The sequence below is a fragment of the Citrobacter sp. KTE151 genome (assembly GCF_000398845.1).
Lineage (GTDB): Bacteria > Pseudomonadota > Gammaproteobacteria > Enterobacterales > Enterobacteriaceae > Citrobacter > Citrobacter braakii.
The window spans coordinates 1,045,381-1,059,982 of sequence record NZ_KB976063.1 but is presented as its reverse complement, the minus strand read 5'-3'; the positions used below and the strand labels follow the sequence as shown (position 1 = coordinate 1,059,982).

The window sequence follows — 14,602 nt, the reverse complement described above, 5'->3', positions numbered from 1 at the left end:
ATAAAACACCAACAAATCATCCGACCCACGAATGTATTATAAGCGTTGTTTTATAAAGGAAAATTATTATTAAACATTGAAATGATACCCGATCGGCGTAACATGAATTTGCTGAAATTCTACTCTTCGATAACCTGACACGGATGAGGTGAAATGTGAGTGCCCCTTTAATACGTTCCTACAATGCCGTTATTGAATACACCCTTTCTCAGGCAAAAAAATCCAAAATATCCCGTCGTATCGCAGGATTTTGTCAGCTTCAGGGGCCTACGGGTAGCGGAAAAACCAGCTCACTCTACCGCTCTGGCTATGCTGATAATGCTCTCCCGGCGCTGGAGACGATAAAAAAATCAGGCTCTCAAGCCATTCTGGTTACCCATCGCTGGAATATTTTGCACGACATTTATGAGAAAACGGCAGCGCATAAAGACAGTAACGGGGAACCATTCACCGTCAGCGTACTCTATGCACAAGATGAGCAGATCGTTTCTGCCATCGAGGCCATCCCCTTGCCTCATGAGAATAATATTTCCGCAGACTCACTTCCCGATCCATTTGACTCCATCAATATCCTGGAAGACAGAAATTTGTTTGCCAGTCAGGATATCGCCGAGAAATTGCGTAGAAATTGCAAAAACATACTGCATATTAACAAATCGCTGAAAGGATATCTGACACGTTTTCAGACGGCCATCGCCAGTGAAAAAGAGTCATTAATCAAATCATGTGCAGCAGTGGAGATAACTCTGATTCAGAATATCAAATTGCTGGAAAAAGAAGCCAATAAACAAAAAGAAAAATATGGTGAAGAACATGAACTCACGCAGGCAGCCAGACAACGAGTTGCAGATTTCCGTCGCCACGCCTGGGTCAGACGAATTCTGCCCGCCATTACCTGGCGTGACGAAAAGCAACACCTGCTGCTCATGACGACTCAAAAGATGGTTTCATCGTTTTACGATGGGCGTCGCAAAGTAAAAATGTCCAGTAAAGAGCTACGCAATTACATCATTTTCATCGATGAATTCGATTACCAGGCTGAGGTATTACAAGAGTATCTGGCACAGGCGCAATGGGTTCAGGAACCACCTGAATGTCTGGGTCAGTTGCTCGACGGGGGGCGCAGATTACTACAACGTATGCAGTATGTTGAAACGGAACCTGCACCTATGATCCGTGAACGTCTAGATAAATTTATTAATGACCTGAATAGCGCATTAACTGAAAAACATGTTGATTTAACACATGCCAGATCGCTGGTTATTCCTCTTCAGCAATATCTGGATAATAAACCCTTTGGTGAACATTATTTATTCCGTTCCGATCAACTGGTGACCAGTGAACGGCTTATTATGCGGAAAGCGGAACATGGCTACGAAATTATCAGGCCAGACTCGCCGTTTCAGGATAGCGATCAGACTATCGACATCAGTGATTTTTTACGCTTGATGGAAAAATTCATTCGACAATTTAGCCTAATGTTGACCGACCTGACTGCCAGTGAAGATGAAGCGTATGAATACATTAAAAAGTTAACCCGACTTCTGTTCGACCCCGTTAATGATTACAGGCCATCATACTACGGTTCAACCCTGCCGAATATGTCCCGATTTCTATTACCGCGTACTGACCTGCCGGAACTACGGGAATTAAGGAAAAGTAATATTTTGCCCAATACTCATGCCAGTATTTTTGGCTTGACCAACTGGTTGCTGAAACAGAATGTCTCAGATACGGATATCGATCCGTTACGGATACAGATCAAACGTGCCTTTCTGCCCACGACGGCAGAAGGTCTGCTGCTTTCTCTCGCCAGTCGTAATCTTGTCTTTGCACTGTCGGCTACGTCATATATTGAAAGAGCCTGTAATCACTTCGATGTCCGGTGGATTAATTCAGCTCTCCGCTATATTGCAGAAGCACGCAACCCTGCTGTTACACAAAGTTTCCTGGGAACAACTTTTGAAAAACGACCTGTCGAATGGTTTAAAGAACCGATACCTTATGTCCAGACAGCTGATGATTTCCAGTTGCAGTATTTAGCTATTGAAGAGATCAACAACAGCAAAGAAAATATCAGAAACACACAACTGAATGCTGAGATTCAAGATTTCAATAGCATAAAGAATAGCCCGCATTGTGTTGATCTGCTCGCTTCGCTAGCCCCCGATTTTTTCCAGAATGGCGATGTCCCCTCATCGGATTTCGAATCAGAATATCGAAAAAATATACTGCTAAAATTGCTTAATGTATTGGATATTGTGGGAAAAAGACCTCAACACCGGGGGCATCTTGCTTTCGTGAATTCCATAGCTTATTTAAGAAAATGGCTTACCACTCCAATAGCAACGCAAAGTAGAGAATACCTCGCATGGCTAAAAATGGAACAACCTTTATCTGATGATCCTCTGCTAAAAAATTTTGCTGATGTGTTTATCCCAGTGAGCATACATAATGAGCCTGCGCTGATTTGTCTGTTAACCGCAGAATGTCAGAAGAAAAAGGGCTTTAGTGATGCTTATCAAGCCGCATTTGCCTCCCAGCGTATTGTCATTGTGCTGACTCAGACCGCCTCTGCGACGAATGGTGTAAATCTGGATTTCAGCCTGCCTGAATCTGGCAAAAATATGGATCTGACCTGTTTATATTTGCTGGAATCACGGCATTATTACTTTTCCGCTTTTCAGTCCAATGCAGAAAGCAATGATGATATGGCACATGCGGGTTTCCAGTTACGCAACCTGGAAAAACTGCTCCGTGCTGGTGAAATTTCTCGTCAACAGCATCAACGCTTCCTTCTACCATTAATGATGAACCGAAAATATGAGATTTCCCGATTAAACGGCGAATATAAGAGAACCAGTGATTACATAAAAAATACGGCAGCTAATGTGCAGCAACAGGTCGGTCGTATTGAACGAGCCTGGTGTGAAGTCCCCAATGCTGAAATCCATCTTGATTCTGAACTAGCAAAAGACCTTTCGCGCTTTGCTTCATTGCCTATTTATACATCGAACCGTCGTCAGCTTTCTGCGCTCAATCGCCAGTTACTGGATATTTTACGGGAACGTGATGAAAAAATGCAGGACAATTTCCTTAACCTGCTAATGACACCGACACAACCGGGTAAACTGGTTTTGGATTATATCGATAAACGACTGGTTCCGGCCATACGATTGTTGCGAGAGCAATCAACACCCAGTAATGATGTTACACAACTCTGGAGACAATTAGGTAAAGCGATACTTCAACACGATCTTGCCTGGAAACCAGGGCATAATGACTTTGGTATTGATCTTGAACTGTACAAGTGGGCCTGTTTTAAAAAACCAGAATCTGCATTTAATGGTGGAGAAATCTGGTATTCCCCTCAGACTTGGCAGTTTTTTGAGGAAGCAGCAGAAGGACGGCGTAAGTACAATCCTCAGGTGTTGTATCAGTATATACAGCGTCATTCGGACATTACTGACTGGTTTAACCGTAAAGGGTACAGAACATCTTTAATGCCTTACGCTAACGATCTGGAAGAACATTACGCCTTCCACCCCCTGATCGTACAACGTCTACTTATGGGGCGCTTGGGTGAAGAGGCTATTCGGGCACTACTTCATGAGCGTTATAAAATTATTACTACGACTCAGGTAAGCGACCATCGAATTTTCGAACTGTATGATTTTAGTGTAAAAAACTCAGACTACCGCATAGATGCGAAATTTTGGGGACAGGATACTCTCGACAAAGCGGATGAAGAATATCAGCAATGGCTGGCTTTTGGCGCTGACCCTAATCAAACCCCTCTGGGATTAAGTAGCAAATTATCAAAAATACGTGCGATTGAGGGAGACAACGTCAAACTTGTTATCGCTAATTTCGTGGCTCCCCATTCTGATTGTCAGTTGCTGGGATTTTCAAGTCAGTTAATTCCGATTCAGGATCTTTATCATGCAGATATTCTCATTCTCGGCGGGTGTATTACTCCCGATACAGTTTCATCAGTTACACCGGGGTTTGAAAATCTTACTACCATGATCTACCAGAATATTCATGAAAGGGCATAATTTATGATGAACTATAACGACGAAGTAACCCGCACACTTCCCCTTTCTCATATGATTTATCGGGATAGTGAGATCGACCAGGAGAAAACTGAAAAGCTGATTGTGTACCATTATCCATTAAGCAAGAGTTATCGCTGGAAGCAGTGGGAAAACTATCTTGATAGCGAATTAGGCAATCGATACCATCCTTATCTGATGCGTTCCTATAAAGAGCAGTTTGGATTATTTGTTTCTGTTGATTCAGATCAGGATACTCCTCCCGTTATTAAAAATTCCGATGGAATAATCATTACACCAGAAAGGATAAAGTACGAGCCATCGCTTAATCCCATATGGATTCGTCTTATCATGCGTAAAATCTCTGCATTTGGTTCTCATTGCAAGGGTAGCCACTCATTAGGCCGGCCACTACTCCAGACAGATGCCTGGAAAAGTAAAACAAGTTGCGGTATCAATACCATTAGTCTGGACTGCCGAACTCAGCAAAGAAATGATAAAGATACAACAGAAGTCATTTTATTTTATGAAAATGTGCCACTACGACCTGTCGATATGAAAAGCGAATTTTCAACTGCCTCTCAGGCACTGTGGGTGTATGACAAAAATAAAGTGCTGGTTCGCTGGAAGCCTGAAAAATCAACAAGGCAAAAATTTCAAGTTTATCAGGAAATACCCAAAAACAAGAATAAGCGTAAGCTTCGTCCCTTTATTGATCTCTCTTCGCCTGATGCGTTAAGAAATAGTTGGCCATGGATCCTTAAACCCGTACAAAATGAATTTATTGAACAAGCAAAAATTTTTGGTTTTACATTAACCGCTGTTGTTCTCAAGTTGCGTCCACTGCCGCTTAAGACTAAATTCAAAACGACTGAGAAGGCAAAATTTCCCGGCGTACAGCTTAACGCCAAAATTAAAGTACTTGATTTACGTTTTTCGCGAAATATTCCCCCACAACAAATAATGTCTCAGATACAAAAAGTGTTGAACAAAAAGTATCCTGATATACAACTGGAATTATTATCAGATTCAGAACCCTCATCATTTGAAAAATTGGGGAAAGGCAGCTCTATATGCATACTTGTTTTGTTAGATCAGATCCGTGGTATAATTGATGACCGCTATCCGTTAACTCAGAATCTAAGAACTAAAATTGCGTGCCAGCATATCAACGTTAATCCGTTTGATCTTAGTGGTGATTCTGTTGTTAATAATTTATTGATTGAGCAGGATACTCCCGATGGGACTACCCGACTCATCCCTGCGATAGATTCTTGCTATTACGACTATACCATTCAAGATTTTGAGAAAAAGACCTGTCTTGATGCATTGGCGCGTAATGCCGAAGTTGCGTACAAAGAACTTGCGTTAAAGCATCTTTTACTTTGCAAAGAAACAAGAATCAGTTCAAGCCTGACAGAGCAGAAAGACTTACTGACTCATGACCTTTTGGTTATCACTGAAGGATATTTATTCACCGCTGAACAAGACCGCCCAGTAATTTTACCTTTTAATCCTTCTTGCCCGGATTTAGTTAAATCCTGCGATGAAAGGCTGAAACTGTTTGATACCTCCGTCGAGGCTCTTCTTACTCTCTTAAATAAAAAATGGCCCTACACTTATCGGCCTGAATCAATAGTGCAAGGTTTTGGCAGCAGTGAAGATAAATTAACCAGATTTGCTCAGAGATTGACAATAATTATTCATAGAATGGAAGAAATATCCATTCTTCTTCAGGATCCGAAATACGATACTCCTAATATGATTCCTGATAATTTAGATGCATTAATGACTGTTCTTGATACTCAAAGTCAGCAGTTCTCACTAAACCACTGGCTCTTACCAGATACAGAGATACTGTCTTTTTATATAGCGCAACTTAATGAGGAAGGTGAATTATCAGATACCAATAAAAATACACTCATGCGTGAACTAGACTTGCTGTGCGAGTTGTGGAATTGTGCTTTACGTGAGTATTATTGTAATAATGAACTTAATGTTACCTACGACACTTTAAAAAGTTATATTTTTTCCAAATGGCCGGAAAGAAAAAATACATTCCTGGCAGGTGAGAAAAAATTGGCAAAGAAAGCCAGTTCGTCATTAATAGCGTCATGGAATAAATTACTCTCTCGTGTTTTTGATTTACCTTTAGGTGATCCTCGAAACTGGTTGAAAAACATACCTGGCATTACACGACTCTGGCATGATCCAGAACAAAATTACGTTATCGTCGGGAGTTTGGCTCCCCTTCAACCTCAAATTCAGCGCCAGCCCAGTATTCGCCAGTGGCACCCATTACAAGGGGAACTGAATCCTGAACTTCTGGCTGGATTAGTGGATGTTGACTGGGTCAGAATGAATCAACTGGCGGGTAATCCCTGTGTAGCAACGCTTATTCGACGATGGAAAGAGTGCCAACTTCAACCGGATGATGTTCGTGAGGCCTCTATGACCGAGTGAGATACCAAAATGTACCTCAGGAATAAATGTGGCCTGAGGTACAACTTCTTGCTCTCCGCGAAACCGGTACAATTGGCGACGTAATTGAGTTCATCCGTGCTCAACGGAAGCCAAGACTTCCAGATAAGGTTGAACAATTTGAGCAGGAGTTACTCCATTTTGACAGAACGGCTGATGTTGAAATGCCCCGAAGATTAAAAGAACTGGAAAAGCTGAAAAATATTCCCTATTCGGAGATCAGATCACTTCGCCGTTATCTTGATGGATTTTCTCCATTCGAAACTAAACATGGTGTGAAAGGTGCTGAATTTGAGAATGTCCTAGTTGTTGTTGGGCGTGGGTGGAATCAGTATAACTTCGGAGAAATGTTGGAATTCGCCGTAGCCCAAACGATTCCAGTCGATAAGCAAGACTCATTTGAACGAAACCGAAATTTGTTTTACGTCGCTTGTTCCAGACCCCAAAAGTGTCTTGCGATCCTTTTAACCCATGCTTTGTCACCTGCGGCGCAGACAACTCTTGGAAATTGGTTTGGAGTAGAGACTATAATACCAGCACCGTAGTTGGTGTTGTTTATTGGCGTACGATTGGCTGAGGGGTGAGCGTAAAATATGTCGTTAGTTTCAAAGTAGAGAGGTGGTCATTCTGGTGGTCTTGACAACCCTAACTTTTAGATTTAGCTTACAAATCACCCAGTTAATTGCTGCGGCGCTCCCAGTCAGAGGAGCCATATTTAAGAAGCCTGCTTAGGAAACTAAGCAGGCTTTTTGCATTATATCTGATAATCAATCACGGCTTCATCTGGCTCCATCGCCTGGCGCTTGATTTCATCGACGGATAACCCTGCGTTGCATAGCTCAATAAATCGCCAGACATAGTTGCGCTGCAGTTGCCCGCGTTTCAGGCCCAGCCAGACGGTATTTGCATCAAATAAGTGCCGGGTATCCAGACGGGTTAAGCTCCCCTCCTCCTGCTCTCCACTGGATTGTTCTGCCACCAGCCCGATTCCCAGCCCCAGCGAGACATAGGTTTTAATTACATCCGAGTCCTGGGCGCTGAGGATAATATCCGGCACTAACCCTTTACGGGCAAATGCCTCATCGATACGGGAACGCCCCGTAATCCCCTGACGATACGTAATTAATGGCCAGTGGGCGATAGATTCCAGTGTGAGAGGAGACGTTTTCACCAAGGGATGATCGTGAGGAACAAGCAGGCTGTGGTGCCAACGGAACCAGGGAAAAGCTACCAACAGCGGATCGCTGCTCAGTCGCTCGCTGGCAATCCCGATGTCTGCCCCACCGTTTTGCAACAGCACGTCAATCTCCTGCGGTGTACCCTGGATCAGTTCCAGACGCACCTCAGGGAAGAGCTCACGAAAGGCTTTAATCACCGCGGGCAGGCTATAGCGTGCCTGTGTATGCGTGGTGGCAATCGTCAGTACACCGGACGTGTCATTGGTAAACAGATCCGCCAGTCTGCGAACGTTGCTGGCCTCATTCAGAATACGCTCGGCAATAACCAGCAAGGCTTTGCCCGGTTCGGTCATGCCCAGCAGGCGTTTACCGCGACGGATAAAAATCTCAATGCCAAGTTCATCTTCAAGTTCACGAATATGTCGGCTGACTCCCGACTGCGAGGTGTACAGTATATTCGCGACTTCCGTCAGGTTGTAATCCTGACGGGCCGCCTCGCGGATTATTTTAAGTTGCTGGAAATTCACTTTTCGCTCCGGGCGCATCAGACATTACGCTATTGTTAAAGTCTGATGCCCGGCATAACAAATAATAAAAACCCGCATCTTATTCCTGGAGGGAATAAGGTTTAGCTGACCAGCTGTAGCTCGCGGTTTTCCAGTGCCGGACGGCTTACCAGCGACAACAGGATCTCCTTCACGGCCTGTGCCTGCGGCGATAAGCTCCCTCTGGCTGAGACGTTCAGCGATAATGGCAGATTCATCGACGGGGTTGTTATCCGCGCCATCCAGCCGTTAGCGGCATTACATAATGAACGGGCCGCCGACTCAGGCAACACTGTGACGCCCATCCCACTGGCGATGGCAGCCGTTAAGGTGGCGATAGATTCAATTTCGCCAATCACTTTGGCCGTCAGGCGACGAAGCGAAAAAGCTTCATCTACACGCAGGCGAACTGCGCTGTAATCCCGTGGCAAAAACAGATTCATCTGCGCCACCGCGGCTAAATCGACGCTTTGCCCCGGGCAATCACGCGTCCCGACCAGGTACAAATCCTCTTTAAGCAACGGTTGACTGCTGATACCCGCCACGGGTGAGCGCTCGTAGAGCACCGCCATGTCTAAATGCCCGCTGAGCAGCTTGTCATTCAGCACCGCCCCACTGTTTTCATGCAAATAGACCAGCACATCGGGCAGCTCTGCTCGTACTGTCTGTAATAACGGCATAGTGATGGCTGACGCCGCCGTCCCCGGTGCCAGGCCAATAGAGACCTGTCCCCCCAGGGTCTGACCCACGTTATTGACCGCAAGTTGCGCCTGCTCGCACTGGCGTAAAATCGTCCGCGCATGGGCATACAACACTTTCCCCGCATCCGTCGGTGTGACGCCGCGTTTGGTGCGAATCAGCAGTTGCTGATCCAGTTCGCCTTCCAGCGTAGCAACCTGCTGGCTCAGCGCAGGTTGCGCGATATGCAACACTTCCGCTGCCTGGGTCAGGCTACCTATATCGACGATTTTCACGAAATATTTCAGTCGTCTGAAGTTCATTTTGCCTCCTGTCGGAATACCAGAACCCGTGCTGGCAGTCATTAATTCAGGATTGCAAGATGCTTGCCAGTTTAGCCAGCAGCCGTGTTTTACGGTTAAAACCGCGTAAAGTCAGGATCAAAGGTGAAGAATGGACTTTTTGCACACCTGAATCTCTCATTCTGGCTGCCCTGGAAGAGGTAGGCGCGCACCAGAATGGGGCAAAAGCATAAAAAGACGGAAAGATCGCCGCTTTGCTGATTTTGTCAGCAAACGAACGCACAAATGTATTTCCCCCTTTGACAAGCCTCATCGCCCTCGCTAATATGCGCCTCGTTCAAACGATTCCTCTGTAGTTCAGTCGGTAGAACGGCGGACTGTTAATCCGTATGTCACTGGTTCGAGTCCAGTCAGAGGAGCCAAATTTAAGAAGCCTGCTTAGGAAACTAAGCAGGCTTTTTGCTTTTCTGTTTTTCATTCATCTTATTTTTCATGTAGCCCTCTGGTGAGGGAGATAATCGTTTTCTCTTCCCGTCTGTCGCGGTAATCTCATAACGGTTGTTAATATATCGACTGCAATGTGTGTAGCCCAATTCAAATACTAATAACTAAAAGACAGTACAGACAGGATAACTATGGATTCCACTCTCACCTCCGCGGGTCCCCAAGAGGACGTCTCTTCGCTTCATCGTGCCCGACGCGCTGCGCTTGGTAGCTTCGCTGGCGCTGTGGTCGACTGGTATGATTTTCTGCTTTATGGCATCACCGCCGCACTGGTCTTTAATCGCGAGTTCTTCCCGCAGGTTAGCCCGGCAATGGGAACACTAGCCGCATTTGCCACCTTTGGCGTCGGATTTTTGTTCCGTCCGTTAGGCGGGGTTATCTTCGGCCACTTTGGCGATCGCCTTGGCCGTAAACGCATGCTGATGCTCACCGTCTGGATGATGGGGATTGCCACTGCGCTGATAGGGATTATTCCTTCTTTTGACACTATTGGCTGGTGGGCCCCTGTGCTGCTGGTGACGCTACGCGCCATTCAGGGATTCGCCGTTGGTGGTGAATGGGGCGGCGCGGCGTTGCTCTCGGTCGAAAGCGCGCCGAAAAATAAAAAAGCCTTCTACAGCAGTGGCGTTCAGGTCGGTTACGGCGTCGGACTGCTGCTTTCTACCGGTCTGGTATCACTGATTAGCTCGCAAACTACCGATGAGCAGTTCCTGAGCTGGGGCTGGCGTATTCCGTTCCTGTTCAGCATCGTACTGGTTTTGGGCGCGTTGTGGATGCGTAACAGAATGGATGAATCAGCCGAATTCGAACAGCAGCAACAGACAGCGCAACCAGAGAAAAAGCGGTTACCGGTGGTCGAAGCTTTAATCCGTCATCCGGGCGCATTCTTAAAAATTATCGGCTTGCGCTTATGTGAACTGCTGACGATGTATATCGTCACCGCGTTTGCCCTTAATTACTCTACGCAGAACCTGGGCCTACCCCGCGAGCTGTTTCTGAATATCGGTTTGTTAGTGGGGGGACTGAGCTGTCTCACCATCCCCTGCTTTGCCTGGCTTGCCGACCGCTTTGGTCGACGGCGTGTGTACATTACCGGTGCACTGGTCGGTACGCTGTGCGCCTTCCCGTTCTTTATGGCGCTGGAAGCACAGTCTATTTTCTGGATCGTGTTCTTCGCGATTATGTTGGCCAATATTGCGCACGATATGGTGGTCTGCGTACAGCAGCCTATGTTTACCGGTTTGTTTGGCGCAAGTTATCGCTACAGCGGCGCAGGCGTTGGCTATCAGGTGGCAAGTGTGGTTGGCGGTGGTTTTACCCCTTTCATTGCTGCAGCACTGGTAACATTCTCGGGCGGAGACTGGCACAGCGTGGCCATTTATCTGATGGCCGGGTGTCTTATTTCCGCCGCCACTGCATTGCTGATGCGGGATAAGCTGCACAGTTAAGCCCTGATGCGAAGGTCATTCGGCCTTCGCACAATCTTCCTCAACGTCTGACTTTTGTTTCATATTCCTGTGACATACTATCGGGAGAGCAGTACATCTGTGGAACAAGGAGACAGACATGAACAATAAGGGCTCCAGCCTGACCCCAACTCAGGCACTGGATAAACTGGACGCGCTGTACGAGCAGTCGGTTAAAGCACTGCGTAGCGCCATTGGTAAGTACATTGAAACAGGGACGCTCCCTGACATAATCGCCCGCCATAATGGTCTTTTTGTTTACCCATCGCTTTGTGTCACCTGGGATGGCAGCGCCACCAATCCCCCGAAAACCCGTGCCTATGGCCGTTTTACCCATGCGGGCAGCTATACCACTACGATCACCCGTCCGTCGCTTTTTCGTCCCTATCTTGAAGAACAACTCACGCTGCTGTATCAGGATTATGATGCGCATATCTCCGTCGAACCGTCGCAGCATGAAATCCCTTATCCCTATGTGATTGATGGTTCTGAACTGACGCTCGACCGCTCAATGAGCGCCGGATTAACGCGCCATTTCCCCACTACCGAGTTGTCACAAATTGGAGATGAAACAGCCGATGGTACCTATCATCCGGCGGAATTCTCCCCGCTGTCGCACTTCGACGCCCGACGAGTTGATTTTTCGCTCGCACGACTGCGTCACTACACGGGAACGCCGGTTGAACATTTCCAGCCATTTGTGCTGTTCACCAACTACACCCGCTATGTCGATGAGTTCGTGCGCTGGGGCTGCAGCCAGATCCTCGATCCGAACAGTCCCTATATCGCGCTGTCATGCGCGGGCGGGATCTGGATCACCGCTGAAACGGAAGCTCCGGAAGAGGCCATCTCCGATCTCGCCTGGAAGAAACATCAGATGCCCGCTTGGCATCTGATCACCGCCGACGGTCAGGGGATCACGCTGGTCAATATCGGCGTTGGCCCGTCTAACGCCAAAACCATTTGCGATCATCTGGCCGTCCTGCGCCCTGACGTCTGGCTGATGATTGGACACTGTGGCGGCCTGCGTGAAAGTCAGGCGATTGGCGACTATGTTCTGGCCCACGCTTATCTGCGTGACGACCATGTGCTGGATGCCGTACTACCACCGGATATTCCGATTCCGAGCATTGCGGAAGTACAACGCGCACTGTATGACGCCACCAAAGAAGTCAGCGGCATGCCCGGCGAAGAGGTTAAACAGCGCCTGCGTACCGGTACCGTCGTCACCACCGACGATCGCAACTGGGAGTTACGCTATTCCGCTTCTGCGCTGCGTTTTAACCTCAGTCGCGCGGTGGCTATTGATATGGAAAGCGCCACTATCGCCGCCCAGGGCTACCGCTTCCGCGTCCCTTACGGCACGCTGCTGTGCGTTTCCGATAAACCGCTGCACGGCGAGATCAAACTGCCTGGTCAGGCCAACCGTTTTTATGAAGGTGCCATTTCCGAGCACCTGCAAATAGGTATCCGGGCAATCGATCGTCTGCGTGCTGAAGGCGATCGACTGCACTCCCGTAAATTACGTACGTTCAACGAACCGCCGTTCCGTTAAGGCCTGAAGGTAACTATGCACAACTCAACTCCTCTTTCCGCTCTGCGCAACCTGCTGTTAGCGCAAGGGCTGGATGGCATGATTGTTCCGCGCGCCGACGCTCACCAAAGCGAAGATTGTACACCGCATGACAATAAGCTGGCCTGGCTGACCGGTTTTAGCGGCTCCGCTGGTCTCGCGTTGGTCCTGCGCGACCGCGCATTAATGTTTGTCGATGGACGCTATCAGGTCCAGGTGCGCAATGAAGTCTCGCTGGATGATTTTGAAATTCACCATTTACATGACGAACCGCTGGCCGATTATTTGCAGTCTCACGTTGCTGCCGGCGCGCGTATCGGCTTTGAACCGTTGCTGATGGTCAACAGCCAGTTTGAAGCACTGTCGGCGACCCATTGCGAGCTGGTATCTCTTGAGCAAGATCCTTTCGACCAGGTATGGCTTGACCGCCCGGCTGCACCCTGCGGCATCATTCGTGAAATGCCCATTGAAATCAGCGGGGAAAGCAGCACACAAAAACGAGCCCGCGTCGTGGATCTGCTCACGCAACAACAGGCCGACGTTCTGGCGATCACGTTGCCGGATAACATTGCCTGGCTGCTGAATGTGCGCGGTTCCGATCTGCCAATGGTGCCAGTGCCGTTTTCGTTCGCCCTGCTCCATCGCAGCGGCGAGCTGGAATGGTTTGTTGATAGCAACAAAACCCAGCAGCTCCCTGCTGCACTGCTGAATACGCTCACGCTGGCCCCACAAGAGAGTTTTCTTGCCCGCTGCCAGCAGTTGGCCAAAGGGAAACGCTTTTTGGTCGATAAAGACTACGCCCCGGTCGCGCTGCGTTTTGCCATTGTAGAACACGGTGGCGAAGTATTATGGGCACCCGATCCCATCACCTTGATGAAAGCGCACAAGAATGACGTTGAACTGGCGGGCTATCGGGAATGCCATGAACAAGATGGCGCGGCCTGGGTTAACTTTCTGGCATGGCTTACGCATGAAGTTCCCTTGCGCGAAGCGGCAGGCAATCCGGTCACTGAGCTGGAAGCGCAGGCCAGGCAACTGGAATTTCGCCAGCAGCAGCCGGGATTTATCGAGCAAAGCTTCAACACGATTTCGGCCTCAGCCAGCAATGCCGCAATGTGCCATTACCATTCCAGCGAAAAAACCAATACGCCCATTACCTCTCAGGCCATGTATCTGAATGATTCCGGCGGCCAGTACCATAATGGTACGACGGATACAACGCGCACCCTCGCGTTTGGTCCACAGGATCCGCAGCGTCGTCTGCATTACACCGCTGTGTTGAAAGGCTTTTTGTCGCTTATCTCGCTGCAATTTCCCAGCGGCACTCAGGGTCATCAACTGGATGCCTTTAGCCGTCGGGCGCTGTGGGATCTGGGTCTGGATTTTGATCACGGTACGGGACACGGCGTAGGCCATCAGCTCCTGATCCATGAGCAGCCCCATCGCATTGCCAAAAAAGTAAACCCCTGGCCTCTGGTTGCGGGCAATATCATTACCATCGAGCCGGGTTATTATCTGGCCGGAGAATATGGGATCCGTATTGAGAATCAGGTGGAGATTATCAACAGTCGTCCTGGCTTCTGTCGCTTCTCAACGCTGACGCTGGTGCCGATTGATTTAAGTCTGGTTGAACTGAATCTGCTAAGTGAGGCTGAAAAGCAGTGGATTGATGATTACCACCAGCAGGTCAGAGAGACGTTATCCCCACGCGTGAACGCAGAGGCTCGTCCGTGGTTGTTCGCCGCCACTGCGCCGATTCGCGTTCAGGCCAATTAATGCATTAAAAAAGGCAGCCCGCAGGCTGCCTTAATTCTCCCCAA

9 protein-coding genes and 1 tRNA gene are annotated in these 14,602 nt (G+C 48.0%); 8 read left to right on the top strand and 2 right to left on the bottom strand.

The window, feature by feature from the left end; genetic code table 11:
- Positions 1 to 155 precede the first annotated feature (155 nt).
- From WC7_RS16355 to WC7_RS16365, 3 genes are read left to right on the top strand one after another with little or no spacing between them, the layout of a single operon-like run.
- Positions 156 to 4,058 (top strand): hypothetical protein, encoded by a 3,903-nt coding sequence (locus WC7_RS16355; protein ID WP_016152664.1) that lies wholly within the window; start codon positions 156 to 158, stop codon positions 4,056 to 4,058.
- A 3-nt stretch (positions 4,059 to 4,061) separates the two neighbouring features.
- The gene (locus WC7_RS16360; protein WP_016152663.1) at positions 4,062 to 6,518 is read left to right on the top strand and encodes a hypothetical protein; all 2,457 of its coding nucleotides are present in this window, start codon (positions 4,062 to 4,064) and stop codon (positions 6,516 to 6,518) included.
- A 26-nt stretch (positions 6,519 to 6,544) separates the two neighbouring features.
- A complete protein-coding gene (locus WC7_RS16365; protein WP_016152662.1) occupies positions 6,545 to 7,081 on the top strand; it encodes a 3'-5' exonuclease in 537 nt (178 codons plus the stop codon).
- Positions 7,082 to 7,290: 209 nt separating this feature from the next.
- Here the strand turns inward: WC7_RS16365 and cbl are convergent, their stop codons facing one another.
- Together cbl and nac are read right to left on the bottom strand one after the other, a co-directional pair.
- Positions 7,291 to 8,241, bottom strand: coding sequence for an HTH-type transcriptional regulator Cbl (gene cbl / locus WC7_RS16370; protein WP_016152661.1), 951 nt, complete (start codon positions 8,239 to 8,241; stop codon positions 7,291 to 7,293).
- A gap of 101 nt (positions 8,242 to 8,342) precedes the next feature.
- Positions 8,343 to 9,260: a nitrogen assimilation transcriptional regulator NAC gene (gene nac / locus WC7_RS16375; protein ID WP_016152660.1), complete on the bottom strand. Its 918-nt coding sequence runs from the start codon at positions 9,258 to 9,260 to the stop codon at positions 8,343 to 8,345.
- Between the two features lie 59 nt (positions 9,261 to 9,319).
- Between nac and WC7_RS26935 the strand changes: the two genes are divergently transcribed.
- The 5 genes from WC7_RS26935 (at position 9,320) to WC7_RS16395 (ending at position 14,558) form a co-directional block, all read left to right on the top strand.
- Positions 9,320 to 9,472 (top strand): hypothetical protein, encoded by a 153-nt coding sequence (locus WC7_RS26935; RefSeq protein WP_016152659.1) that lies wholly within the window; start codon positions 9,320 to 9,322, stop codon positions 9,470 to 9,472.
- A 113-nt stretch (positions 9,473 to 9,585) separates the two neighbouring features.
- Positions 9,586 to 9,661 (top strand) — tRNA-Asn (locus WC7_RS16380).
- 213 nt (positions 9,662 to 9,874) lie between these two features.
- Positions 9,875 to 11,191 carry a shikimate transporter gene (gene shiA / locus WC7_RS16385; protein ID WP_016152658.1) on the top strand — a complete coding sequence of 439 codons (1,317 nt, stop codon included), beginning with the start codon at positions 9,875 to 9,877 and terminating at the stop codon, positions 11,189 to 11,191.
- A 118-nt stretch (positions 11,192 to 11,309) separates the two neighbouring features.
- Positions 11,310 to 12,764, top strand: a complete 1,455-nt coding sequence (locus WC7_RS16390; protein ID WP_016152657.1) for an AMP nucleosidase — start codon at positions 11,310 to 11,312, stop codon at positions 12,762 to 12,764.
- A 15-nt stretch (positions 12,765 to 12,779) separates the two neighbouring features.
- The gene (locus tag WC7_RS16395; RefSeq protein ID WP_016152656.1) at positions 12,780 to 14,558 is read left to right on the top strand and encodes an aminopeptidase P family protein; all 1,779 of its coding nucleotides are present in this window, start codon (positions 12,780 to 12,782) and stop codon (positions 14,556 to 14,558) included.
- Positions 14,559 to 14,602 lie beyond the last annotated feature (44 nt).

What these genes read in the sequence shown, in the direction of transcription:
- WC7_RS16360 (WP_016152663.1), top strand. Translation starts at nt 4,062, where the DNA reads ATGATGAACTATAACGACGAAGTAACCCGCACACTTCCCCTTTCTCAT.
- WC7_RS16365 (WP_016152662.1), top strand. Translation starts at nt 6,545, where the DNA reads ATGTGGCCTGAGGTACAACTTCTTGCTCTCCGCGAAACCGGTACAATT.
- nac (WP_016152660.1), bottom strand. Translation starts at nt 9,260, where the DNA reads ATGAACTTCAGACGACTGAAATATTTCGTGAAAATCGTCGATATAGGT.
- WC7_RS26935 (WP_016152659.1), top strand. Translation starts at nt 9,320, where the DNA reads ATGCTTGCCAGTTTAGCCAGCAGCCGTGTTTTACGGTTAAAACCGCGT.
- shiA (WP_016152658.1), top strand. Translation starts at nt 9,875, where the DNA reads ATGGATTCCACTCTCACCTCCGCGGGTCCCCAAGAGGACGTCTCTTCG.
- WC7_RS16390 (WP_016152657.1), top strand. Translation starts at nt 11,310, where the DNA reads ATGAACAATAAGGGCTCCAGCCTGACCCCAACTCAGGCACTGGATAAA.
- WC7_RS16395 (WP_016152656.1), top strand. Translation starts at nt 12,780, where the DNA reads ATGCACAACTCAACTCCTCTTTCCGCTCTGCGCAACCTGCTGTTAGCG.